The following is a 24,089-nucleotide window of genomic DNA, read 5'->3' as shown; positions in this document are numbered from 1 at the left end:
TTGGCGCCGGCCACGAAAAAGGCGCGCCGGCGATGCCGGCGCGCCCCGATCGATCGCTTCTGAAGCCCTGAGGCCTAGAAGAACTTGTAGTGCACCTCGATCCCGTAGGTCCGGGGCGGGGTCAGGCTGTAGACGTTGGCGGCGTTGCCGTAGGCGATGTTGCGCGGCGAGCCGAGGGCCGCGGCGTCGTAGCCGAGGGTGTTGCCGACGTTCTTCACGTAGACGATCACCTGGTACTTGCCGTTGTTCGGCGTCCACGAGCCACGCAGGTCCACCTGGTCCCAGGACGGGGCTTCGTTCCAGGAGCGGGTGAAGATGTTGGCGTAGGCCTTGTCGCGCCAGATGAAGTTGGCGCCGACGTTGATCTTACCCGCGTCCAACACGAACGTGTAGTTGCCGTTCAGCGCCACCTTGTTCTTCGGCGCCTGAGGCAGCGAGTCGCCGACGACGCTTTCCGGCTGGTAGTACAGCGGGCTGAGCGTGGTGCCCCAGTTCTTGTTGTTGTTGACGTCCGCGAACATCGCCGACTTGGTGATGCGGGTCGGATTGTACGAGTAGTCCAGCGAGAACTGCAGGTGGTCGATCGGCTGCCACACGGCGTCAAGTTCGATGCCCGAGGAGCGCGATTCCGCGACGTTCACGAACTGGGTCGAGTAGCCGTTGACCGTCGTGATCTGCACCGGCGCCTGCAGGTTGTGGTAGGCGTAGTAGAAGGCCGACAGGTTGACCTGCAGGGTATGGCCGAAGTCCTTCTTCAGGCCGATCTCGTAGGCGTCGACGGTTTCCGGCGCCGCCTCCGGGTTGGTCAGCAGCTGGCCCGCGTAGAGGCCGAACGCCTTGTAGCCGCGGCTGTAGCTGGCATAGGCCAGGGTGTCGCGGTTCGGCGTCCACTCGGCGCGCAGGGTGCCGGTGGTGGCGCTGGACGAGTCGCTCAGGCCGCGGGTCAGCAGGCCGGTGGCCGGGTCGATGTGCGCCTGGGTATAGCCGCCGGAGGCGGCGCAGGCGGCCGAAGCCACCGGCGTGCCGCTGACGCCCTTGGTGCCCGCGATCGTGGTGCAGGGCAGCAGCGACGAGGTCACGTCGAAGCCGCCGGAGCCCAGGTTCGGGATGGCCCCGCCGGTCAGGGCGTTCAGGAAGGTGGTGTTGCCGAGCAGGCTGCCCCAGTTGGCGGCAGTGCCCGTGGCGTCCAGCCCGCCCAGGGTCGCCGGCAGGTGCAGGGCGCCGGCGTAGACGCTCGACATGCAGCTGTCAGCGTAGCAGACGTCGCGCAGGTATTCCGTGCCGTACTTGGTGTCGCGGGTGTAGCGCAGGCCGCCGGTGACCTTCAGGGTGTCGGTGATCTTGTAGTCGACCTGGCCGAACACCGCGGTGCTCTTCGTCACCATGTCGTAGTTGGTGTAGTTGAAGAGGCCGGTGGGGTTGGCCGGGCCGCCGATGGGATGCAGCAGCTGCGTCTGCGACGGGTCGTAGCCCGCCTGCGGGTTGCTGTAGTGCTCGTGATAGTAATAGGCGCCGAGCACCCATTGCAGCGGGCCGTCGGTGGTCGAGGTTAGGTTGATCTCGTGGCTCCACCAGGTGGGAACCTCGTCGTAGCTGTAGGTCTCGTTCGGATTGACCGTCAGAGCGGTACAGCCGGCCGTGTGCGCGCAGATGCCGTTCGGATTGAGCGGGATCTGATAGCTCTGGACGTTGGTATTGTCGTAATCGCCGGCCAGGCTGTAGTGGTAGTGCTGCCATTCCGTCAGGTACTTCACGTCGAAAGTCGGGAAGTGGTAGACGAAGTTGAACGAGAACTGGTTGGCGTTCTGCAGCTTAACGCTGAGCGGCGTGTTGGTGTTGAAGTCGCGCAGCAGGCCGTGCGACGGCGGGTTGAAGGTCGTCGTGCCGCCGTTGAACTGGGTCAGGCCGGTGACCGCGCCGGAATAGCCGTAGGCCGCATTGTAGATCAGCGGGTTGCTGGGACCGATGCCGGTGCTGGTGGTGTCGTACGCGCCGGCGGTGTAGCCGGAGCGCGCGCCCGGACCGCCGCGGTTGTCCCAGTGCAGGGTGTCGTACTTGAACCAGGCTTCGGCGTGTTCGCCGAGGTTGGCCGCCAGCTGCAGCTCGACGTAGTACTCGTTACGCTTTGAGCCTTCCGACGGCATGCCGGCGTTGATGTTGTTGAAGTAGCCGTCGCGCTGGTCCTTCTTGTAGCCGGACAGGCGGAACTTCAGGTTGTCGGTGATCGGACCGGACACGGTGCCCTGGAAGTCCGAGTAGCCGTAGTTCTCGCCAATGGCGCGGACCTCGCCGGTCCAGTGCGCGGTCGGCTTCTGGGTGATGATGTTGATGATGCCGCCGATCGAGTTGCGGCCGTAGAGGGTGCCCTGCGGGCCGCGCAGCACTTCCACCCGGTCGACCAGCAGCGGCGGCATGCCGGCGAACACCGTCGAGGTGCTGTAGAGGCCGTCGATGTAGATGGCCACGGCCGCGTCGGCCGAGTGGATGTTGGTCAGGCGGCCCACGCCGCGCACCGAGGCGCGGTCGTTGGTGCTGGAGTAGACTAGACCCGGGGTGAAGTTGGTCATGTCCTGAACGGTGTTGATACCCTTCAGGTCGCGCTGCTTGGTGCCGAAGGCCGAGATCGCGATCGGCACGTCCTGCACGCTCTGCTCGCGCTTTTCGGCGGTCACCACCAGGGTGTCGATGGTGTTCTGATCGGGGGCGGCCGTCTCGGCGCCCGCGGCGGCGCCTGCGTCGGCGGCCATGGCCGGCGCGGCGATCGCGCCCAGGGCCATCGCCGAGGCGCCCAGCGCCAGCCAGCGCCGCAGCTTCAAGGTGTCGTTCATCTATCCCTCCAGGACGGGCCGCCCCAAAATTTGACGGCAGACTCTAGTTTTTTTGCCAGAACGGCCTGCCACGCGGGGAGGCGGGCAAGTCGGGGGCAGGACTTCCGGCGCCGGGGTTAACAAAGTCAACTCACTGTCCGTAAGTTATCACTGATCACTCATAGCTACGTGAAATCTGTGTCTCCGACGCCGCGGTTTGGCCACCTCGCGTAACGCTGGAACGCCAATAAAAGAACGGTGTTCAGGGCGCCGCTGTCAAAATGCGGGCGCAATTGCATTGCGAGCAATCGTTGCAAGGCTGAAATGCAGGCTTATTTTGGACGCGCCTGTCCAAGCTTCCGGCCAGCCGATTCGGCCACGAAAAAGCCCGCCGGCGGGATCGTCGGCGGGCCGTTCCGTTGATCGGCAGGTGCGGGTCAGCGACCCGACGGGATGTCCTTGAAGGCCACGTCCTTGTCGAGGCGCACGTCCTGCGGCAGGCCCAGCACCCGCTCGGCGATGATGTTCTTGAGGATCTCGTCGGTGCCCCCGGCGATGCGCATGCCGGGCGCGCTCATCAGGGTCTGCTGGAAGAGGGCGTGCAACGGCGACAGCTTCGGATCGGCGATGATGCCGAACTGGTCCTGCAGCTCGAGCGCCGCGGCCGCCACGTCCTGCATCAGGGGGGCAGTGACCACCTTGCCGATCGACGCCTCGGGCCCGGGAGTCTGGCCGCGGGACAGCGCGGTCTGGGTGCGCAGGCGGGTGTACTTCAGCCCCTCGGCCTGCACGTACCAGTCGGCGATCTTCTCACGCAGGGCGGCGTCCTTGATGCCGGTCCCCGCCAGGGTGGAGATGCCGTCGGCCAGCTGCATCACCTGGCGATGGTAGCTGACGCCGCCGCCGATGGCGTTGCGCTCGTTCATCAGGGTGACGATCGACACGCGCCAGCCGTCGCCCACCGCGCCGATCCGCTGGCTGTCCTTGACCCGAAGTTCGGTGAAATAGACCTCGTTGAAGCCGGAGGCGCCGGACATCTGGTGGATCGGCCGCACCTCGATGGCCGGGTCCTTCATGTCCACCCAGAACATGGTCAGGCCCTTGTGCTTGGGCACGTCCGGGTCGGTGCGGGTGATCAGGATGCCGAAGTCGGAGAACTGCGCCCCGGAGGTCCACACCTTCTGGCCGTTGATGATCCAGTCGCCCGAACCGTCCGTCGCCCGCACTGCGCGGGTGCGCGCGCCGGCCACGTCCGAGCCGCCGGAGGGCTCGGAGAACAGCTGGCACCAGATCTCCTCGCCGCGCAGGGCGGGGCCGACGAAGCGCTGTTTGTCCGCCTCGTTGCCCGCGGTCATGATGGTGGGCACGCACATGCCCAGCCCGATCTGGAACGGGTTGCCGGGGTTCGGGAACTTCGCCTCCTCCTGGGCGAAGATCTGCGACTGCCAGGAGGCGCCGCCCGGGCCGCCCCATTCCTTGGGCCAGGTGATGCAGGCATAGCCGGCGGCGGCCTTCTTCGCCTGCCAGGCCTTCGCCGCCGTCAGGTCGTCGCCGCCCTCGTCGTCCATGCGGCCGTGCGTCTTGGGGGCGTTGGCCTCGAGCCAGGCGTGGGCCTTGGCGCGGTATTCGGCTTCTTCCGGGGTGTCGTTGAAGTCCATGAGGGTTCTCCGCGCTCTCGTTCAGGCCGCGTTCTTGCGTTCGAGCTGGGTGACCAGCCGTTCCTTCCACTGCTTGGCCCCGCCGGCCACCAGGCCGAGCTGCTGGGCCCTGCGGTAGAACAGGTGGCAGTCCATCTCCCAGGTGAAGCCGATGCCGCCGTGGGTCTGCAGGTTTTCCTTGGCCGCGAACCAGGACGCCTCGCAGGCCGCCACCCGCGCCGCCGCGGCCGCCAGCGGCAGCTCCGGGGCGTCGGTGTCCAGCGCCCAGGCCCCGTAGTAGGCGTTGGAGCGCGCCAGCTCGTTCTTGACGTAGATGTCGGCCAGCTTGTGCTTGATCGCCTGGTAGCTGCCGATCGGCCGGCCAAACGCGTAGCGGTTCAGCGCATAGTCCTTGGCCATCTCCAGCGCCCGGTCGGCGCCGCCCACCTGCTCGAACGCCAGCAGCACCGCCGCGCGGTTCAGCACCTGCTCGACCAGGTCGAGGCCCTCGCCGGGCGCGCCCAGGCGCTCGGCGGCCGCGCCGCTGAAGCTCAGCTTCGCCGCGCCGCGGCTGGGATCCAGGGTCTGCAGGGTCTCGCGGGTCACGCCCGCGCCCTTCAGGTCGACGAGGAAGGCGCTCAGCTGGCCCGCCTCCTTGGCCAGCACCACGGCCACGTCGGCCACATCGCCGTCGGTCACCGGCAGCTTCTCGCCCGTCAGCCTGCCGTCGCTGACCGTGGCCTTGACCGAGGCGGCGCTGACCACGCCGGGGCCTTCGGAAGCCGCCAGGGCGCCGATCAGCTCCCCCGCGGCGATCTTCGGCAGGATGGCGGCCTTCTGGGCGTCGCTGCCGGCCAGGCGCACCGCCTCGGCCAGGAAATAGACGGTCGAGGCGAACGGGATCGGCGCCAGGGCGCGGCCCAGCTCCTCGGCGATCACGCACAGCTCCATGTGCCCGAGGCCCAGGCCCCCATGTTCCTCCGGGATGGTGGTGCCCAGCCAGCCCTGGGCCGCCACGGCCTTCCACAGCGTCTCGTCATACGAGCGGCCAGGGTTGTTCAGCACCCCGCGCACGGTCTGCGACGAACAGTTTCCGTCCAGGAACTTGCGCGCCTCGTTCTTCAGGAACTTCTGGTCGTCGGAAAAATCGAAGTTCATCTCGTCTCCGCCCGATGTGTTGGCCGGCGTCGGGGGCCGGCTTTCTGTCTCGCGCGAAGGATAGCCCCCTTTCGCGGCGGGGAAAGATTGACCGCGCGTCAAGGATTTACGGTTTTTATGTCAGCCGGACAGAAGCGGATTTCAGGCGGCGGACATGGCCAAGGCGGTATTCCAGCGCAACCAGAAGGTCTGGGTCGAGAGCGTCGGCGCCTGGGCGGTGGTCGAGAAGATCGTGCCGATCTGGGCCAAGGGCTTCGACGAGCCGGTGCGGGTGACCTACGAGGTCGGCCTTGGCCGTCCGTTCCTGGCGCACGAGCTGCGCCCCGAGGAGCGCGAGGTCGAGGGCGGCGGCGAGGGCGGCTCGTGGCGACTGCTGCGCGCGCGCAACAAGTGGCAGGCTCCAGAGGACTGCGCGCACCATCCCTATCCGGGCACCTTCCCCGTGGTGGTCACTGACCTGGGCGACTGGGGCGGCTGGCGCGTGCCGGGCGCCGAGTACGACCGCGACCCGCGGCTGATCGAGTTTCAGGCGCGCCTGATCGCCTCCGCCCCGACCCTGCGCAGCCTCGCCCGCGACCTGCTGACCATGGTCGCCGAGAGCCCGGAGGATGCGCCGCCGGCAGTGCAGGATCTGGCCCGCCGCGCCCTGACCGTCGAGCGCTACCTGCAGGAGATTCCCGGCGGCGAGGTCGCCAGCGGCCGCGCGGCGCCGGCGCAGGCGGCGGAGTAGCGGCGGGCGGCTATTTTCGCCGCGTCGCGGTGGCGCCCGGCGACGCCGAAGGCTAAATCCTTCGGATGCGCACCGACACCCCCCAGCCGATCCGCCTGGCCGACTACACGCCGCCCGATTTCCTGATCGACGAGGTCCACCTGGACTTCGACCTGCAGCCCAGCGCCACCCGCGTGAAGGCCCGGCTGCAGATCCGCCGCAATGGCGACCACAACCGTCCGCTGCGCCTGAACGGCGAACGGCTGACGCCGATATCGGTGGCGCTGGACGGCCGCGCCCTGGGCGACAGCGAGCGCCAGATCGACGCCGAGTTCCTGACCGTGCAGGGCGTGCCGAACGCCTTCACCCTGGAAACAGAGGTGCAGATCGACCCCGACGGCAACAAGGCGCTGGAGGGACTGTACATGTCCGGCGGCCGCTTCTGCACCCAGTGCGAGGCCGAGGGCTTCCGCAAGATCACATGGTTCGCCGACCGGCCGGACGTGCTGTCGCGCTTCACCGTGCGGGTCGAGGGCGACAAGGCGTTCCAGCACCTGCTGTCGAACGGCAACCTGATCGACAGCGGCGAACTGCCGGGCGGGCGTCACTTCGCCGTCTGGAACGATCCGTTCCCCAAGCCCTGCTACCTGTTCGCCCTGGTGGCCGGCGAGCTCGACGTGCTGGAGGACAGCCTCGTCACCATGAGCGGGCGCACCGTGGCGCTGAAGATCTTCGTCGACCCCGGCATGGCGTCGCGCGCCGAGTACGCCATGGACAGCCTCAAGCGCTCCATGAAGTGGGACGAGGAGGTGTTCGGCCGCGAGTACGACCTGGACCTGTTCATGATCGTCGCCGTGCGCGACTTCAACTTCGGGGCCATGGAGAACAAGGGGTTGAACATCTTCAACTCCTCGCTACTGCTGGCCGACCAGGCGACGGCCACCGACCTCGACTACGAGCGCATCGAGGGCGTGGTGGCGCACGAGTACTTCCACAACTGGACCGGCGACCGGATCACCTGCCGCGACTGGTTCCAGCTGTGCCTGAAGGAAGGCCTGACCGTGTTCCGCGACCAGAGCTTCTCCGGCGACATGCGCGGCCACGTGACCCAGCGCATCAAGGACGTGAAGATGCTGCGCGCCCGGCAGTTCTCCGAGGACGCCGGGCCGCTGTCGCACCCCGTGCGGCCCTCGACCTATGTGAAGATCGACAACTTCTACACCGCGACCATCTACGAGAAGGGCGCGGAGGTGATCCGCATGCTCAAGCTGCTGATCGGCGACGCCGACTTCAGGAAGGGCATGGACCTCTACTTCGACCGCTGGGACGGCCACGCGACCACGGTGGAGGCGTTCATCCAGTGCTTCGTCGATGTCACCGGGCGTGACCTCGCCCCCTTCTTCGCCTGGTACGAACAGGCCGGTACGCCGAAGGTGACCGTCGAGGCGGTCTATGACGAGGCGGCCAAGGCGCTGGACCTCACCCTGACCCAGGAGACCGCGCCCACGCCCGGCCAGCCGGACAAGCAGCCGCTGCCGATCCCGTTCGCCTTCGGCCTGATCGACGAGGACGGGCGGGTGCTGAAGGACACCGAGGTGCTGGTGCTCGAGGGCGAAAAGACCCAGCTGCGCGTGGAGGGCGTCGAGCGGACCCCGGTGCTGTCGGGGCTGCGCGGCTTCTCCGCGCCGGTGAACCTGTCCAGCGACGCCCCGGCCAAGGACGGCTACGTGCTGCTGTCGTCGGACCCGGACCTGTTCAACCGCTGGGAAGCCGGCCAGAACCTGGCTCGCGACCTGATCCTGACCCGCGCCGCCGGACACCCCGACGAGGTGGGCGAGGAGCGCTACGCCGAGGCCATGGGCCGGGCGCTGGACGATCAGTCGGCAGAGCCGGCGTTCAAGGCGTTGCTGCTGGCGCTGCCGTCGGAGCCGGACCTGGCCGTGATCGCCGCGCCGGCCGACCCGGCGGCGATCCACGAGGCGCGCGAGGCGCTGCGGGCGCGCATGGCTGTGCACCTGGGCGACAACCTGCGCCGGCTTCACGGCGGCCTGCAGGACGCCGGCGAATTCTCGCCCTCCGCCGAGGCCGCAGGGCGGCGCGCCCTGCGCAACGCGGCGCTGGAGCTGCTGGCGGCCGACCCGCACGCCGACAACCGCGACCGCGCGCGCGGTCACTTCCAGGCCGCCAACAACATGACCGATGCGATCGGCGGGCTGACGGCGCTGATGCTGATGGGCGGCGACGACTTCGACGAGGCGCTGGCGGATTTCTACGAGCAGTGGAAGAACGAGCCGCTGGTGATCGACAAGTGGTTCCAGACCCAGGCCCGGGATCCATCGGACGGCGCGCTTGGCCGGGTGCTGGGCCTGACCGCCCACCCGGCGTTCGACGCCCGCACCCCGAACCGGCTGCGCGCGCTCGTGTCGACCTTCGCCAACTTCAATCCGGCGCGGTTCCACGATCCCAGCGGCGCCGGCTACCGGTTCCTGGCCGACCAGATCCTGATGGTCGACACCTTCAATCCGAGCGTCGCGGCCCGGCTGGTCGAGCCGCTGGGCGCCTGGGCGCGGTATGCGCCGGAACTGGGCGCCCTGATGCGCGCCGAGCTGGAGCGGATCACCCAGGCGCCGAACCTGTCGAAGAACGTCTACGAGCTGGCGTCCAAGGCGCTGGGCTGATCGCCCAGCGACGATTCCGTTGCCAAGGCGCTGGGCTGATCGCCCAGCGACGATTCCGTTGAGGGATTCTGACCACGGCCGGCGCGCTCGCCGACTGTGACAAAATGGCCGCTTGCCGACTCGGACAGATTGCCGCGCCGGTGACGGAATCGCTGACGGCGCGTAAGAATCGAATCACGGGTGAATGGGGTTCGGCGGTTCGAGGAGTGGCGGGGTTTTGGCGACAGACGCCAGGGGCGGTCCCAGGACGGGTCGGCGTGACCGGCAGGCTGCGCGACTAGGCGCGCCGGCCGCGGCAGGCCCCCGGGGCGGCATGCCGCGCCGCGACCAGCCGACGCTGGTGCGCATCGCCGTGCTCGTGGTGCTGCTGGGCGCCGCCATCTACACCGGTTTCGCCGCCTGGCGGCTGCGCGAGGCGGAGTCCTCGACGCCGGCAGGCCCGATGCTGGCCGCCAGGGCGGGCGCCCTCGGCGAACGGCTGGACGGCGTCGCGACCACCCTGCGCGCCGCCCTGATCGCCGGCGACGGTCTCCAGCAACGCTTTCCGGACACGCCCATCGAGGCCGCCGAGATGGCGGCTCGCACGGCGGGCGACCGCGCCGAGGGCGCGGCCGTGCTGCTGGCCGGCGAGGTCGTCGCCCAGGCCGGCGACGCCAAGGACCCCGACTGGAAGGGCGCCGCCCGCGCCGCCCAGGCCGCGGATGGATCCTTCTGGATCGGCGCGCCGGCGGCCCCGCAGGGCGCGGGACCGGCGCCAGCCCTCTATGCCGCCTGGGTCTCCGATGCCGGCAAGGCCAAGCGCGTGATCCTGCTGAAGGTCAGCCACGCCGCGCTGCTGGACGGCCTCGGCGGCGGCAAGACCAGCGCCGCGGCAGCCCTGCCGGACGGTCGGCTGGTCGCCTCCGCGGGAGACGGCGGCGTCGCGGCCGCCAGCACCGTCAACGAAGCCTTCGCCATCAGTCCGGGCGACGTGAAGCCCGGCGCCCTGGCCCGCGGCCGGCGCCCGGACGGGCGGGCCATCGAACTTGCAGTCCGGCCCGCCGCCGGCGGCGCGTTGCTGGCGCTGACCGCCGAGCCGGCCAGCGGCATGTTCACCGACAGCCTGCGCGACAACCTGGTCTCCCTGCTGGCGCCGCTGACCATCGCCTGCGCCCTGGCGCTGCTGCTGGTGTTCCAGGCGCGCCGGGCCGAGGCCGCTCAGGCGGCCTTCGCCGAAAGCCAGCAGCGTTTCCGCCTGGCCGTCGAGGCCGCGCGCTGCGGCATCTGGGAATGGGACCTCGTGTCAGGCGAGCTGTTCATGTCCGACGTCATGGGGGCGATGCTGGGGTGGGGCGGCGGCGGCGTGGCCACCACCGAGCAGGTGCTGGAGCGCATCTCGCCCGACCACCGCGACCGCGTCACCCAGGCGCTCTCCACCGCGCGGCAATCCAGCGCCTTCGACGTGTCGTTCCGGGTGCCGAACCCCGCCGGGGGACCGCCGACCTGGATCGACGCGCGCGGCCAGGGCTTCGGCGACGCGGGGGCCGACGGCTTTCCGCGGATCATCGGCGTGGCCCTGGACGTCACCGAGGAACGGCTGGCGCAGATCCGCGCCCAGGCCGCCGAGAACCGCCTGCGCGACGCCATCGAGAGCGTGCCCAGCGCCTTCGTGCTGTGGGACCGGGCCGGCCGCCTCTTGATGTGCAACCACAACTACCGGGAGTTCTTCGGCCTGGAGCCGAGGATCCTGAAGCCTGGCGCCCTGCGCGAACAGGTGCTGCGGTTCGTCAACCTGGCCATACGCCAGCAAACGCAGACGGCCACGGAAGGCGTGCGCGAGGCCCAGCTGAACGACGGGCGCTGGGTGCAGATCGCCGAGCGCCGCACCTTCGACGGCGGCCTGGTGGTCACCGCCGCCGACATCACCGCCATCAAGACCCAGGACGAGGCGCGCCGGCGCAACGAGGAGCAGCTGCAGGCGCTGATCGTCAACCTCAAGCGCGCCCAGGAGGAGGCCGCCGAACTGGCGCAGAAGTACGCCACCGAGAAGGTCCGGGCCGAGGGCGCCAACAAGGCCAAGAGCGAGTTCCTGGCCAACATGAGTCACGAACTGCGCACCCCCCTGAACGCCATCAACGGCTTCTCCGAGATCATGGTCGGCGAGATGTTCGGCCCCCTGGGGGACCGCCGCTACAAGGAATATGTCGGCGACATCCATCGCTCGGGCGAGCACCTGCTGGCGCTGATCAACGACATCCTGGACATGTCCAAGATCGAGGCCGGCAAGATGAACCTGCGCTTCGAGCCGGTGTCGATCGACGACCTGGTCGAGGACTCAGTGCGTCTGGTGAAGAACCGGGCCGAGAACGCGGGGCTGTACGTCGAGGTGGCGCTGCCGCCGCTGCCGGAGGTGGACGCCGACTACCGGGCGATCAAGCAGGTGCTGCTGAACCTGTTGTCCAACGCGGTGAAGTTCACGCCCAAGGGCGGCAAGATCAGCGTCCGGGCCGAGACCCGGATGGATCCGTTCGGCGAGCGCGTGCGCATCAGCGTGCGCGACACCGGCATCGGCATCGGCAAGGACGACCTGGCGCGGCTCGCGCGGCCGTTCGAGCAGGTCGAGAGCCAGCACGCCAAGACCCAGCAGGGCACCGGCCTGGGCCTGGCGCTGTCGAAGTCGCTGGTGGAGATGCATGGCGGGGTGCTGGAGCTGGAGAGCCAGCCGGGGCAGGGCACCACGGCCAGCTTCGTGCTGCCGATCCGCCAGCCGGGTCTGCTGGAAGAAGGCGCCCAGGCGGTGGCGTGACGTTTTATCTTCCCCCGCTTGCGGCTAGAGCGGGACTCGTTCACACGGAAGCGTAGCCGGCGTTAACGAGGTAGTTGCTGCACTCTTTGGCGGTGAAGCGGTCGAGGAGCGCGCCAGCGCTTCGCCAGGTCTCCTCGACGGTGCGGGGCTGCGCCTTTCGCATGAGGTGTTTGAGCTTGGAGAAGACCTGCTCGATGGGGTTCAGGTCGGGGCTGTAGGGCGGCAGGAAGATGAGGTGAGCGCCGACGGCGCGGATCGCGGCGCGGGCTTTTCGGCTTTTGTGGCTGCCGAGGTTGTCCATCACCACGACGTCGCCGGGCGAGAGCGCCGGAACGAGGACCTCGCGGAGGTAGAGCAGGAAGAGCTCGCCGTTGATCGGGCCGTCGATCACGAAGGGCGCGTCGATCCGGTCGCTGCGCAGGGCCGCGACGAAGGTCAGGGTCTTCCACTTGCCGTGTGGAGCGTAGCCCTTCAGGCGCTTGCCCCGCAGGCTCCAGCCCCGCAGGGGAGCCATGTTGGTCTTGATCCAGGTTTCGTCGATGAAGACCAGACGAGAGGGATCAACGCTCTTCTGGTGCGTTCTCCAGCGGGCCCGGCGACGGGCTACGTCGGGTCGGAGCTGTTCTTCGGCGAAGGCGCTCTTTTTTTAAAAGTCAGCTCCTGCTCCCGCACGAAGATCCACACCGCCCGCGGCGTCGTCTTGATCCCGCGCTCCGCCAGCTCCGCTGTCAGACCCCGTAGCGTGAACGGCCCCGACGCGATCCGCTCCTCCAGCCACCTCGCCAGATCGCCGCTCAGCGTCCGCGGCTTGCGGCCCCCGATCGCATCCGGCTTCAGCGATCCCGTCTCACGCTCACGGCGCGCCCACTTCGATATGCACGAGGGCGCCACCTGCAGCGCCGCCGCAATCTCGCGATGCGTCTCGCCCGCAGCCCGGCGCGCCATCGCCCGCGCCCGAAGATCCATCGAGTAAGGAGCCGTCATCCCAGCTGGCCTCCCCCAGCAGCCAGGGTGAATCAGCTCTCCGCTGATTTGGGAACCCCGATTCCGCCAGAAAGGAACCCGCTCTAGGCGATTCACACATCTTGATGTCGCGTTGAGACCAACCCTTCTCCCCTTGCGGGAGAAGGTGTCTTGCGCAGCAAGACGGATGAGGGGTCGGGAAGCTTCTCCGGTTGGCGCCGCGCCGCCGTCGCCGAGATCGTCACAAGGGTTCCGGCAACCCCTCATCCGACCCGCTTCGCGGGCCACCTTCTCCCGCAAGGGGAGAAGGAAAGAGCGCTTCGACGATGTGTGCATCCCCTAGCCGCTTGCGGGGGAAGTGTCGCCAATGCCGAGGGAAGCGAGGCGGGCGACGAAGGGGGAAGTAGCCGGCCGCTCGCGTCGACGTCTGTGAAAATTGCCTTCATCTACGACAGAGACGGGCCCGAATAGCCTGCGCCCTCACACCCTACGCACCCCCATCGTCGCCCGCTCCGCTTAGGCGACACTTCCCCCGCGAGCGTCGGGAAGCGGAGATCAGGGCGCCGCGGTGGTCGCTGCCGGTTGTTGCTGCAGCTGCGGCTGGGGCCGCATCTCCTCGCCGACCTTGGCGCGCTGGTCCTGCGGCAGCTTGACGGTGAAGTCAACGATCGCCGCCTCGATGTGGCTGCGGGCCCCGGTCTCCATCAGCCGCGCCTGATCCAGCTTGGCCTTGATCGCCGCCGCATCGACCTTGTCGGAGCCGAGCGCCGTCCAGGCCTCGATGCGCAGCTGCCGGGCCTGTTGCAGGGCGGGGCGCTGGTCGGTGTTGACCGCCTTCACCGCCGCGGCGAATTGCCCGCGGGAGAGCGGCGGCAGCGCCAGGGCGGCGCGGCGCACCGGCTGCAGCGGACCGTTGGCCGTCTGCGCCGCCACGGCGCGGGCCTTCACCGCCCGCGCCACGACGACGATGGTCGCGCCGGCCCCCAGCAGGAAGAAGTTCAGCGCCAGCGAACAGAGCAGGGTGATGGTCAGGGCGCGCGGGCTCATCAGACGTCGCCTCCCAGGCCGCCGTCCAGTGCGGTTTCCTCGGAGGGGGGCTGCGCCTGCGGCGAGGCATGCGGGGTCATGACGTTGATCAGCGCATGCGGCGCGAAGGTCGCGCCCATGACCACGCCGGCGGCGCAGGCCGCCACCATGCTTCCGGCCACGCCGACCGCCGCCAGCCAGCGCAGGATTTCGCCGCCGGTTCGCCGCGCGGGCGGCGCCATGGCGATCACCGCCTCGGACAGGGCGTGGCTGGGCGCCGCCGTCGTCGCCTGCCACAGCAGATGGTCGAGGTCGGATTCCGCCGCCAGCACGTCGCGCGCCGGCGCCTGCGCCGCGAGCCGCCGGGCGGCCTCACGCTCGCCCTCCGGCCAGCGGCCGATGTCCGCGCCATAGGCCGCGGCCAGGGCCGCGAACCGCTCGTCGGTCATGCCCGGACTCTCCCGTTGCGGCATGGCTGCGTCATCCCCCGTCCGCCAGATCGGCCAGCGCCGCGCGAAGCGCGCGGCGGCCGCGCGACAGCAGGCTCTCCAGCGCTTCGACGCTGACCTGCATCAAGGCGGCCGCCTCGATGTTGCCCAGCTCCTGATAGTGGCACAGAACGATCGCCTCGCGCTGTCTCGGCGGCAGGCTCTGCAAGGAGGCGGCCACGCGCTTGCCGACGTCCCGGGCCAGCAGGTTGCGGTCCGGCGCCGGGCCGGCGTCCACCTGTTCCGGCGGATCGGCTGTCGGGTGCTCGCGCCGCCGGCGCAGGCGATCGTAGCAGAGGTTCAGCGACACCCGATGCAGCCAGGTGTCGAACTTGGCCTCGCCCGGCCGCCAGTTGGGCGCGTTCTTCCAGACCCGCACGAAGGTTTCCTGCGCCACGTCCTCGGCCTCCGCCGCATCGCTCAGCATGCGCTGCGCCAGCGCCAGGATGCGCGGCAGCTTGCGGGCGACGAGCGCCCGAACGGCGGCCGGGTCGCCCCGGCCCGCGCGCAGCACCAGTTCGTCGTCCGTGTCGCCGGCCGCTGGCCTCAAGCCTCACCTCGTCCACGCCCTGCGCTCCTTGCCGGCCATGCCGTGAGAGCGACGCCCGGGCGCCATCAGATGATCCCTTACGACGAGAACTCCAATGACGTCCCCCCAACCAACGCCGTCCCGGCAGCTGTCACGCGCTGGCGAGGGCATTCCGTCGCCGGAGGATGGCGCCGTCAGGCCGCCTCGGCGACGCGGGCGATCTCGGCCAGCAGCGCCCCGGGCGAGATCGGCTTGGCCACCACGCCATCGATGCCGGCGGCCCGGTAGCTGTCGCGCTGGTGGCTCATGACGTTGGCGGTGAGGGCAATGATCGGGGCGCCGGCGGCGGTGGAGGGCAGGGCGCGGATCTGCCGGGTGGCTTCCAGGCCATCGATGCCCGGCATCTGGATGTCCATCAGGATCAGGTCGAACGGCCGTAGCCGGGCCGCCTCCACGCCCCGCTCGCCGTCCTCGGCGCAGGTGACCCGTGCGCCCAGGCCCTCGAGGATGCGGCTGGCGATGAGCCGGTTGGTGGCGTTGTCCTCGATCAGCAGGATGTCGAGGTCGGCGAGGCCGGACGGCGTCACCGCGTGATCCGCCGACGGGCGCTGGGCGGGCGGGGCGGCGATTTCGAGCCAGAACGTCGAGCCGACCCCAGGAGTCGATGTCAGCCCCACCTCGCCGCCCATGATCTGAGCCAGCCGCCGGGTGATGGCCAGCCCCAGGCCGGAGCCGCCGAAGCGGCGGGTGGTCGAGCCATCGGCCTGCTGGAACCGCTCGAAGACCCGCGCCTGCGCCGCCTCGGGGATGCCGATGCCGCTGTCCTCGACCTCGAAGCGCAACCGCTTTTGCGCCCCTGTGCCGCGCCATCCGGCCCGCACCGTCACGTGGCCGGCCTCGGTGAACTTCACGGCGTTGCCGACCAGGTTGAACAGGCACTGGCGCAGGCGCGCCGGATCGGCCATCACCTCGCCGAGGCCGTCCTCGGCTTCGACCGAGAGGGCCAGGCCCTTGCGGTCCGCCTGGGGCGACAGCAGCTTCACCACGCCCTCGGCCACCGCGGCCGGCGACAGGGGGTCGGGATTGAGCTCCAGGTGGCCGGCCTCGATGCGTGAGAAGTCGATCACGTCGTCGAGCAGCGCCTGCAGCATGCCGCCGCACGCCAGAGCCTCATCGATCAGGCCCTCGCCCGGCGTGCAAAGGTTCTGCGCCTTCAGCAGATGCAGCACGCCCAGCACCCCGTTCATCGGCGTGCGGATCTCGTGGCTGATGTTGGCCAGGAAGCGGGACTTCGCCTCGGTGGCCGCCTGAGCCAGCTGCAGGGCGACGGCCAGTTCGCCGGCGCGATCCTCGGCCTCACGGCGCGCCGCGACGATGGCCGAGATGTCGTCGGCGTACATCACCACCCCGTCGACGTTGCCCGCCCCGTCGCGCCAGGGGCGGCACTCCCAGCGCAGGGCGTAGGTGTGTCCCTGGGTGTCGGTGATGACGTCCTCGGATTTGCTGACGATCTCGCCGGCCAGGGCGCGCTTCTGGGCCTTGATCACCTCGGCATAGGGCGCGTGGTTCAGGCCCGACAGGTCGTAGCCAAGATGCGGCCGGCCCTCCAGGTGGAACAGCTGCGCCCAGCGCGGGCTGACCATGGAATAACGCAGCGCGCGGTCGAAGATCGCAACCGCATAGGGCGCCTGTTCGATCAGGTCGCGGCTGCGACGCTCGCCCTGCACGGCCATGTCGCGGGCGACCACCAGGGCGGTCACGTCCTGCGAGATGCCGTGCGCCAGGTGCAGGCCGCCCTCCAGACGCTCGCCCCACACGTGGCCGCGCACGTGCATCCAGCCGCCGGCGTCGGTGCGCAGTCGATGTTCGAAGGCCCCGGGCCGGCCGTGGTCGATGGCGCCGTCCATGGCCGCCAGCACGCCCGGCAGGTCGTCAGGGTGACAATAGCGGCCGAAGTCCTCCTCGGTGGTCATGCTGACCCCCGCCTTGGCCAGCATCGCCAGCCACTCGTCGGACCAGGTGATGCGCTGGGAGCGGGGGTCGAACCACCACAGGCCCACGCCGGCGGCCTCCGACAGATAGCGCTGGACTTTCTGCGCGTTGGCGACCGTCTCGGCGGCCTTGAACTCCTCGGTCACGTCGCGCAGGGCGCCCATGACCTGGCCGTCCGGCCCCCGGCGCACCTCGCCGCGAAGCTGGGCCCAGCCGCCGTCGTGGCGGGCGACGCGCAGCGATATGGGGGCGTGGGCGATGCTATCGAGCGCCCGCACCTGACGCACCAGATCGGGGCGGCTGTCGGGGTGGACGAGGTCGAGGAAGCGCGTGCCGATCAGCTGGTCGCGGGGCCGGCCGGTGACCGCGGTCCAGGCCGGATTGCACTCGGTCAGTTGACCGGTCGGGGCGACCACCGCGAACAGGTCCGCGGCGTGCTCGAAGAACCAGCCTGCCGTCTGCGACTCGTCGCCGATCAGCGTCGACCAGGGTGCGCGTTTTGCGCCGGACGTCGTCATGGTGGCTTTTGCTCCCGGCGTCCCATTGTCGCCGGATTGCTGAATCGAGCCTTTCGACGGCCGGCTCCGGCGCTTTTGTCGCAGGTTTCTGGCGGCTACCCGACCTAGCTCCGAAGCGTCGCCAGATAGGCGGCGTGGGCCGCCTGCCGCGCCCGGCGCAGCCGCTGCAGCAGCGCCCGGAAGTCGCGCGCGCCACCCGCCCGGGCCAGCAGGTTCTTGAGCGCCGGCGGCTCCTCCGCCGGGTCGGCGTCGTCGTCCAGCGCCACCTTCAGCAGCTGCGACAGGTTCTGCTGCAGCCGCCAGGCGTCGATCAACTCGGCCAGGCGCTCGGGCGGCGCCAGGGCGGCTTCGCCGAGGGCCTCCAGGGCGGCGCGGGTGTTCTGCGCCAGAGGTCCGCCCGCCGCGGCGGCGGCGAGCTGCAGGTGCTGGGCGGCGAACTCGATGTCCACGAGGCCGCCTTCGCTGAGCTTCATGTCCCATTCGCCCCGCGGCGGGCGCTCGCGCGCCATCAGCTCGCGCATCTCCCGGACGTCGGCCGCCTGGGCGGCCGGATCGCGGGGCTGTCGCAGCGCCGTCTCGATCGCTTCGGCCGCCTCGACGGCGAACGCGTCCGACGTCGCCCAGACCACCCGCGCGCGGGTCATGGCCAGGAACTCCCAGGTCTCGGCCTCGCCCCCGCGGTAGTAGCCGGTGAAGGCGCCGAAGCTGACCGCAACAGGCCCCTGGGTGCCGGACGGACGAAGCTGCAGGTCCACTTCGTACAGCAGGCCCTCACCCGTGGGAGCCGAGAGGGCGGCCACCAGGCGCTGGGTGAAGCGGGTGTAGAAGGTCTCCGCCCCCCAGCCCCGGGTCGCCGACGCCGCATCCGGGGTGCGGGCGCGATAGAGGGTCATCAGGTCGAGGTCGGAGCGCGCGGTCATCTCCCGCGAGCCGCACTTGCCGAGCGCGACCACGGCGACGTCGCCGTCGAACGCGCCCGCCATGCGGCTGACCTCGGCCAGGGCGGCGACGGACAGGCCGCGGATGATGGCGTCGGCCAGGTCGGCGAAGGCGGCGCCGGCGGCCTCGGCGGTCGCCACCCCGCCCATCACCTGCGTGCCGATGCGGAAGGCCGCCTCCCGGTGGCGCCGGCGCGCCAGGTCCATGGCGGCTTCGAAGCCGTCCGCCCCGGCGATGGCGTCGGCCAGATCCCCAGGCGGCTCGATCGCGGCGAAGAAGCTGGGGTCCAGCAGGGCGTCGAGCGCCGCCGGCTGGCGCGCCAGGGTGCGCGCGAATTCCGGCGCGAACGCCATCACCCGCACCACCAGCTCCAGCAGCTTGGGCTGCGCCAGGAACAGCGACTGCACCTGCACCCCCGACGACAGGCCGCCGAAGAAGTCGGAGAAGCGCAGGAAGGCGGCGTCCGGCGCGCCCGTGGCGTTGGCCGCCTCCAGCAGACGCGGGGCCAGGCGGGTGAAGAGTTCGCGCCCGCGCTCGGTGCGGGTGGCGGCGATGTGGCCGTGGTGCCAGCCGCGGATGGTCTGCGAAACCTGGGCGGGGTGGGAGAAGCCCATCCGCTTCAGCGTCGCCAGCGTCTCGGGGTCGTCGTCGACGCCGGTGAAGATCAGGCTGCCGAAGCGCGAGGACAGCGCCTCCTCGCCGGCGAACAGCTCGCCGTAGCGGCCGTTGACCCGCCGCAGCACCCGCCCGACGAAGGCGTCGAACGCCTTGAGGTCGGTGTGGCCGGCCAGGGCGGCGATGCGCCGGCGATCGGCGTCGGCCTCCGGCAGGCGATGGGTCTGTTCGTCGGCCACCATCTGCGCGCGGTGCTCCAGGGCCCGCAGGGTGCGGTAGGCCTCGGTGAGGTCCTCCGCGGCGGCCTCGCCGACCTGTCCGGCGGCGGCGAGGGCGGCCAGGGCGTCCAGTGTGCGCGGCGAGCGCAGGTCCGGATGGCGGCCGCCCAGGATCAGCTGCTGGGTCTGGACGTAGAATTCCACCTCGCGGATGCCCCCGCGGCCGAGCTTCAGGTCGGCGCCCTTGGCGGTGAGACGCTCGTCCACCTTGTGCGCGTGGATCTGGCGCTTGATCGAGTGGATGTCGGCGATGGCGGCGAAGTCGAGGTTGCGCCGCCAGACGAAGGGGCGCAGTTCGCGCAGGAACGCCTCGCCGCGCCCGAGGTCGCCGGCGCAGGCGCGGGCCTTGATGAAGGCCGCCCGTTCCCAGTTCTGGCCGACGGTCTCGTAGTACTCGTAGGCGGCGTCCACCGGCACGGCGAGCGGCGTGGACGACGGGTCCGGGCGCAGCCGAAGGTCCACGCGGAACACATAGCCGTCCGCCGTGCGGCTCTGCAGGATGTTGGAGAGGCGTTCGGTGATGCGCGCCACGAAGGCCGGCGGCTCGATGCCGTCGGCCAGGGGCAGGGCCTCCGGCGCGTAGAAGATCGAGATGTCGATGTCGCTGGAATAGTTGAGTTCGAAGGCGCCGTGCTTGCCCATGGCGATGGCGAAATAGCCGGGCAGGGGCCCTTCCTCGCCTTCGCCCAGCCGGGTCAGCCGGCCCGCCGCGAGGGCCTCGCGGGCGGCCAGGGCGATGGCCGCCTGGGTGACCGTGTCGGCGAAGCGGGTCAGGGCGGCGGTCACGGCGTCCAGGTCCCAGGCGCCGCCCAGGTCGGCCAGGGCGGTCAGCAGGTGCAGGTCAGCCTTCAGCACCCGCAGCGAGGCCTCGCCGTTGGCCAGGTCGGCCCCGGCCTCGGCGGCGCGTTGCAGGATCAGTTCCAGGTGCGCCTGGGGGTCCTTTTCCAGGATGCGCCGCAACCTTTCCGGGTCCCGCCGCGCCAGCGAGGCCAGGTAGGGCGAGGCGGCGAACACCGGCGCCAGGGCGCGCCAGGCGCCGGCCAGGGTTTCCTGCCAGCCGCCCTCCACGGCCGCCTCGTCCAGCTGGGCCCGCAACCGCTCGGCCGCCTTGGCGTCGACCAGGGGGCCACAGGGCTGGATCAGATCGAGGAGCGCGGTCACCGGCGCATCATGGCGACTCGCGGCGGTTCCTAGAAGGGCCGGCTCAGCCGATCTTCGGCAGCACCAGGGCCACGCGCAGGCCAGGGCCGGAACCATCGACGGACCCCGGACCCTCGTCGAGCTCCAGGCCGCCCTTGTGCGCCTGGGCGACGGCGCTCACCAGCGACAGGCCGAGGCCCGCGCCTGGCTCGTTGCGACTGTTTTCCAGGCGCACGAAACGCTGGATCACCCGCGCTCGCTCGGTCTCCGGCACGCCGGGGCCGGTGTCCGTCACCGAGAACTCCACGTCGCCGGACGAGCGGCGGCGCACGCGCAGCATGATCGCCCCGCCCTCGGGCGTGTACTTGACCGCGTTGTCCAGCATGTTGGCCAGGGCCTGGGCGATGAACTCGCGGTTGCCGCGCAGCTGCAGCGTCGGGGTCAGCTCGGCGCGGAAGTCCAGACCCTTGTCCTCGCACAGCGGCTCGTAGAGCTCGGCGACGCCGGCCGCCAGTTCGCCGGGGTCGAAGGTCACCGGATTCGGCGGCTCGACGGCCGCCTCCAGCCGGGCGATGGCGAGCACGGCGTTGAAGGTCTTCAGCACGTTGTCGGCGTCTTCCAGGGCCGTGTGCAGGGCGGCCACCGGATCGCCCTTGCCGTTGTCGGCCTCGATCGCCGCCGCCTCCAGGCGCGCCCGCAGGCGGGTCAGCGGCGAGCGCAGGTCGTGGGCGATGGCGTCGCCGGCATGGCGCAGCCCGCCGATCGAGCGCTCCAGGCGATCCAGCATGTCGTTCAGCCCGCCGGCCAGCTCGTCGTACTCGTCGCCGGTGTGGCGCACCTCGGCCCGCGCCCGCAGATCGCCGCCGCGCACCGCGCCGATCACCCCGGTCAGGCTGGAGATGTTGCGCGACACGTCTCGGCTGACCACCACCCCGCCGGCCAGGCCCAGCAGGATCACCAGCGCCCCGGCGCCCCAGAGCGCGCGGGCGATCTTGACCACATAGCCCTCGGCCTCGCCGACGTCAGAGCCGACGAACAGCAGCTCGCCGCCGGACAGCCGCTCCTGCATGCCCCGCGCAGGACGGCGGATCATCGCCCCGTCCGGATCGGTCTCGTTGAGCCGGAAGCTGGCCCATTCGCGGTCGCCGTTCTGGTGGTCCACCGGCGAGACCGCCAGGGAGCCGCTGACCGGCTGGCCGTCCTTGTTCATCAGCAGGTACAGGAAGCCGTGATCGCTGGAGGCGCGGTCGATCACCGCCTGGTTCAGCACCGCGAAGCCGCCCCGGCGGTAGATCGCCTCCAGCGACTGCATCTCGCGGGTGATGGCCGCGTCCGCGTGCCGGTTCACCTCGCCCGCCGTGGCCAGGTAGATGTACGCCAGGAAGGCGCTGGCCGCGGCCGCGAACACCGCCAGGAACAGCAGCGTCAGCCGGAACGGCGTGGTGCGGAAAAGGCGCGGCAGGCGCATGGCGGGAGGCTATGGGCCTCAGGCTTCGAGGCGGTAGCCCGCGCCCCGGACGGTCTGCAGCATCGGCCGATCGAAACCCTTGTCGATCTTCGAGCGCAGCCGCGAGATGTGCACGTCGATGACGTTGGTCTGCGGGTCGAAGTGGTATTCCCAGACCTTCTCCAGCAACATGGTGCGGGTCACCGACTGGCCGGCGTTGCGCATCAGGAATTCCAAAAGCTGGAACTCGCGCGGCTGCAGGTCGATCTCCTTGCCCTGCCGACGCACCTCCCGGCCGATCAGGTCCATCTCCAGGTCGCCGACCCGCAGCAGGGTCTGCACCGAGCCGGTCTCCCGCCGGCGCGCCAGGGCTTCCACGCGGGCGCTCAGCTCGGCGAAGGCGTAGGGCTTGACCAGATAGTCGTCGCCGCCGGCCTTCAGCCCGGCGACCCGGTCGTTGATCTCGCCAAGGGCGGAGAGAAACAGCACCGGCGTCTGGTCGCCCTCGCGGCGCAGCAGCTCGACCATGGCCACGCCGTCCAGCCGGGGCATCATCCGGTCGACGATCATCACGTCGAACTTCGCGCCCTTGGCCGCCAGCAGGCCGGCCTGGCCGTCCGGCGCGGCGATGCACTCGTGACCGGCGTCGGTGAGGCCCTTGACCATCACCTCGCTGGCCACGACGTCGTCTTCCACGATCAGCAGTCGCATCCTGCGTCCCCCTTCGCAGCCGCGATGGCCCTAGCCATCGCCCTTCGCGGCTTCGTCGATCTTCACCGGCAGGAACAGGGTGCGGCCGCCGCGGCTGATGCCCAGCGGGATCGAGGTGCGGCCGGACTTGCGCCATTCGGCCACCGCCGCGGCCACGTCGCTGGCGCTCGCCACCTCGTGACCGCCCGCGCGGACGATCACGTCGCCGCGGCGCAGGCCCTTCTCGCCGGCGTCGGACGAGCCCTTGACCCCGTCCACCAGCACGCCGCGCACCGCGTCGTCGATGCCGTACTGCCGGCGCGCCACCGGATCCAGCGGCGTCAGGGACATGCCCAGCACCTGCGCCTTGGCGCCGACCTTCGGCCCCGCCGCGGAGCCGCCGCTGTCGCTGTCATCGCCGCCGGCGCCGCCGTTCTGGGCCAGCTGCGCCTCGGACGGGCGGGTGCCGGACTTGATGTCGACGGTGCGCTGCTTGCCGTCGCGATAGACGTCCAGGTGCAGGGTGTCCCCGGCCTTGGCCTTGGCCACCTCGCGGGTCATCTCCGAGGAGGTGGTCACGTTGTGGCCGTTGACCGCGACCACCACGTCGCCCTGCTGCAGGCCGCCGCGCGAGGCCGGGCCGTTGGGCACCAGGTCGGCGACCACGGCGCCCTTGCGGCCCTTCAGGCCCCAGCTCTCGGCCATCTCATCCGACAGGTTCTGGATGGTGGCGCCGATGTAGCCGCGGGTGATCTTGCCGCCGGCGATCAGCTGCTTGGTGATGTTGTCGGCGACGTCGGCCGGAATGGCGAAGCCGATGCCCACCGAGCCGCCGGACGGCGAGAAGATCGCGGTGTTGACGCCGATCACGCGGCCGTAGGTGTCGAAGGTCGGGCCGCCGGAGTTGCCGCGGTTGATGGGGGCGTCGATCTGGATGTAGTCGACGAAGGTCTCGCCGATGTCGCGGCCGTAGGCCGAGACGATGCCGGCCGTGGCGGTCGAGCCCAGGCTGAACGGGTTGCCCACCGCCAGCACCCAGTCGCCGACCCGCGGGCGGGCGTTGTTCTCGAAGTCGACGTAGGCGAAGTTGTGGCCCTCGACCTTGATCACCGCCAGGTCGGTGCCCTCGTCGCGGCCGACCACGGTGGCCTTCAGCGTCGAGCCGTCCTTCATCACCACCTTGATGTCGTCGGCGTTCTCGACGACGTGGTTGTTGGTGACGATGTAGCCGTCGGGCGAGATGAAGAAGCCGGAACCGGCCGAGAGCGCCTTCTGGCCGCGCGGGTTGGGCGAGGCGCCGCCACTGTTGTCGTCGCCGTCATCGTCGCCGCCGCCGCCGTTGGGCGGCACGATGTTGAACGGGAAGCCCTTCAAGGCGGGGTTCTGCTGCGCAACCGGGATGTGCGAGGTCACGTTGATCGAGACCACCGCCGGCGAGACCTTCTCGAAGATGTCGGCGAACGACTGCGGCGCGCCGGGCGCCGGGGCGAACACCGGGGAGGTGGACGCCAGCATCAGCCGCCCGTGCGTGTCGGCCGCCGCCGCCGGCAGCCTGACCCCCACGCCGGCCGCCGCCGCCACGGCGACCCCGACCCCCGCCAGAGCGCCGACAAAGAATTGGTACTTCCTAACCGCCATCACGTGTTCCTCATTCCCGGCATTTGCTTGGGGGGTCCGGGTGACCACTAAT

General features: G+C 70.3%; 15 protein-coding genes. 3 read left to right on the top strand and 12 right to left on the bottom strand.

Annotation, left to right across the window (positions count from 1 at the left end):
* Positions 1-74: 74 nt before the first annotated feature.
* The 3 genes from ACO2Q3_RS05205 to ACO2Q3_RS05195 all read right to left on the bottom strand — a co-directional run bounded on the left by ACO2Q3_RS05205 (position 75) and on the right by ACO2Q3_RS05195 (position 5,602).
* Entirely contained in the window at positions 75-2,828 is a 2,754-nt protein-coding gene (locus ACO2Q3_RS05205) for a TonB-dependent receptor (RefSeq protein WP_423305473.1), read from the bottom strand.
* A gap of 416 nt (positions 2,829-3,244) precedes the next feature.
* Positions 3,245-4,465 (bottom strand): acyl-CoA dehydrogenase family protein, encoded by a 1,221-nt coding sequence (locus ACO2Q3_RS05200; protein WP_423305472.1) that lies wholly within the window; start codon positions 4,463-4,465, stop codon positions 3,245-3,247.
* A 21-nt stretch (positions 4,466-4,486) separates the two neighbouring features.
* Positions 4,487-5,602 (bottom strand): acyl-CoA dehydrogenase family protein, encoded by a 1,116-nt coding sequence (locus ACO2Q3_RS05195; RefSeq protein WP_423305471.1) that lies wholly within the window; start codon positions 5,600-5,602, stop codon positions 4,487-4,489.
* Positions 5,603-5,756: 154 nt separating this feature from the next.
* On the opposite strand from ACO2Q3_RS05195, the gene ACO2Q3_RS05190 reads away from it, so the two are divergent.
* The 3 genes from ACO2Q3_RS05190 (at position 5,757) to ACO2Q3_RS05180 (ending at position 11,774) form a co-directional block, all read left to right on the top strand.
* Positions 5,757-6,332: a hypothetical protein gene (locus ACO2Q3_RS05190; protein WP_423305470.1), complete on the top strand. Its 576-nt coding sequence runs from the start codon at positions 5,757-5,759 to the stop codon at positions 6,330-6,332.
* 65 nt (positions 6,333-6,397) lie between these two features.
* Positions 6,398-8,989: an aminopeptidase N gene (pepN, locus tag ACO2Q3_RS05185; RefSeq protein ID WP_423305469.1), complete on the top strand. Its 2,592-nt coding sequence runs from the start codon at positions 6,398-6,400 to the stop codon at positions 8,987-8,989.
* Between the two features lie 313 nt (positions 8,990-9,302).
* A complete protein-coding gene (locus tag ACO2Q3_RS05180; RefSeq protein WP_423305468.1) occupies positions 9,303-11,774 on the top strand; it encodes a PAS domain-containing sensor histidine kinase in 2,472 nt (823 codons plus the stop codon).
* A 40-nt stretch (positions 11,775-11,814) separates the two neighbouring features.
* Here the strand turns inward: ACO2Q3_RS05180 and ACO2Q3_RS05175 are convergent.
* The 9 genes from ACO2Q3_RS05175 to ACO2Q3_RS05135 all read right to left on the bottom strand — a co-directional run bounded on the left by ACO2Q3_RS05175 (position 11,815) and on the right by ACO2Q3_RS05135 (position 24,037).
* Positions 11,815-12,758, bottom strand: a protein-coding gene (locus ACO2Q3_RS05175) for an IS630 family transposase (RefSeq protein ID WP_423305467.1) whose coding sequence is annotated in 2 segments (ribosomal slippage) — positions 11,815-12,420 and positions 12,423-12,758 — 942 coding nt in all. Because the reading frame shifts where the segments join, the coding sequence is not laid out codon by codon here.
* A 534-nt stretch (positions 12,759-13,292) separates the two neighbouring features.
* Positions 13,293-13,784, bottom strand: a complete 492-nt coding sequence (locus tag ACO2Q3_RS05170) for a periplasmic heavy metal sensor (protein WP_423305466.1) — start codon at positions 13,782-13,784, stop codon at positions 13,293-13,295.
* Positions 13,784-14,212 carry a hypothetical protein gene (locus tag ACO2Q3_RS05165; protein ID WP_423305465.1) on the bottom strand — a complete coding sequence of 143 codons (429 nt, stop codon included), beginning with the start codon at positions 14,210-14,212 and terminating at the stop codon, positions 13,784-13,786. Before ACO2Q3_RS05165 ends, ACO2Q3_RS05170 begins: the two co-directional genes overlap by 1 nt.
* 31 nt (positions 14,213-14,243) lie before the next feature.
* On the bottom strand, positions 14,244-14,801 hold the full coding sequence (locus tag ACO2Q3_RS05160; protein WP_423305464.1) for an RNA polymerase sigma factor: 558 nt from the start codon (positions 14,799-14,801) through the stop codon (positions 14,244-14,246).
* A 173-nt stretch (positions 14,802-14,974) separates the two neighbouring features.
* Positions 14,975-17,290, bottom strand: coding sequence for an ATP-binding protein (locus tag ACO2Q3_RS05155; RefSeq protein WP_423305463.1), 2,316 nt, complete (start codon positions 17,288-17,290; stop codon positions 14,975-14,977).
* A 104-nt stretch (positions 17,291-17,394) separates the two neighbouring features.
* Positions 17,395-20,379, bottom strand: coding sequence for a bifunctional [glutamine synthetase] adenylyltransferase/[glutamine synthetase]-adenylyl-L-tyrosine phosphorylase (locus ACO2Q3_RS05150; RefSeq protein ID WP_423305462.1), 2,985 nt, complete (start codon positions 20,377-20,379; stop codon positions 17,395-17,397).
* A complete protein-coding gene (locus ACO2Q3_RS05145) occupies positions 20,327-21,730 on the bottom strand; it encodes an ATP-binding protein (RefSeq protein ID WP_423305461.1) in 1,404 nt (467 codons plus the stop codon). The genes ACO2Q3_RS05150 and ACO2Q3_RS05145 overlap by 53 nt, the downstream gene beginning before the upstream one ends.
* A gap of 18 nt (positions 21,731-21,748) precedes the next feature.
* The gene (locus ACO2Q3_RS05140; protein ID WP_423305460.1) at positions 21,749-22,420 is read right to left on the bottom strand and encodes a response regulator transcription factor; all 672 of its coding nucleotides are present in this window, start codon (positions 22,418-22,420) and stop codon (positions 21,749-21,751) included.
* A 30-nt stretch (positions 22,421-22,450) separates the two neighbouring features.
* On the bottom strand, positions 22,451-24,037 hold the full coding sequence (locus ACO2Q3_RS05135) for a Do family serine endopeptidase (protein ID WP_423305459.1): 1,587 nt from the start codon (positions 24,035-24,037) through the stop codon (positions 22,451-22,453).
* Between the last annotated feature and the right edge of the window lie 52 nt (positions 24,038-24,089).

This window comes from Caulobacter sp. KR2-114, from assembly GCF_049446115.1.
In the GTDB taxonomy this organism is placed as follows: Bacteria; Pseudomonadota; Alphaproteobacteria; order Caulobacterales; family Caulobacteraceae; genus Acaudatibacter.
This window is presented reverse-complemented; position numbering and strand designations above follow the sequence as displayed.

Coding starts and splice junctions, on each gene's coding strand:
- ACO2Q3_RS05205 (WP_423305473.1), bottom strand. CDS start 2,828: ATGAACGACACCTTGAAGCTGCGGCGCTGGCTGGCGCTGGGCGCCTCG.
- ACO2Q3_RS05200 (WP_423305472.1), bottom strand. CDS start 4,465: ATGGACTTCAACGACACCCCGGAAGAAGCCGAATACCGCGCCAAGGCC.
- ACO2Q3_RS05195 (WP_423305471.1), bottom strand. CDS start 5,602: ATGAACTTCGATTTTTCCGACGACCAGAAGTTCCTGAAGAACGAGGCG.
- ACO2Q3_RS05190 (WP_423305470.1), top strand. CDS start 5,757: ATGGCCAAGGCGGTATTCCAGCGCAACCAGAAGGTCTGGGTCGAGAGC.
- pepN (WP_423305469.1), top strand. CDS start 6,398: ATGCGCACCGACACCCCCCAGCCGATCCGCCTGGCCGACTACACGCCG.
- ACO2Q3_RS05180 (WP_423305468.1), top strand. CDS start 9,303: ATGCCGCGCCGCGACCAGCCGACGCTGGTGCGCATCGCCGTGCTCGTG.
- ACO2Q3_RS05170 (WP_423305466.1), bottom strand. CDS start 13,784: ATGAGCCCGCGCGCCCTGACCATCACCCTGCTCTGTTCGCTGGCGCTG.
- ACO2Q3_RS05165 (WP_423305465.1), bottom strand. CDS start 14,212: ATGACCGACGAGCGGTTCGCGGCCCTGGCCGCGGCCTATGGCGCGGAC.
- ACO2Q3_RS05155 (WP_423305463.1), bottom strand. CDS start 17,290: ATGACGACGTCCGGCGCAAAACGCGCACCCTGGTCGACGCTGATCGGC.
- ACO2Q3_RS05150 (WP_423305462.1), bottom strand. CDS start 20,379: ATGGTTCCGGCCCTGGCCTGCGCGTGGCCCTGGTGCTGCCGAAGATCG.
- ACO2Q3_RS05145 (WP_423305461.1), bottom strand. CDS start 21,730: ATGCGCCTGCCGCGCCTTTTCCGCACCACGCCGTTCCGGCTGACGCTG.
- ACO2Q3_RS05140 (WP_423305460.1), bottom strand. CDS start 22,420: ATGCGACTGCTGATCGTGGAAGACGACGTCGTGGCCAGCGAGGTGATG.
- ACO2Q3_RS05135 (WP_423305459.1), bottom strand. CDS start 24,037: ATGGCGGTTAGGAAGTACCAATTCTTTGTCGGCGCTCTGGCGGGGGTC.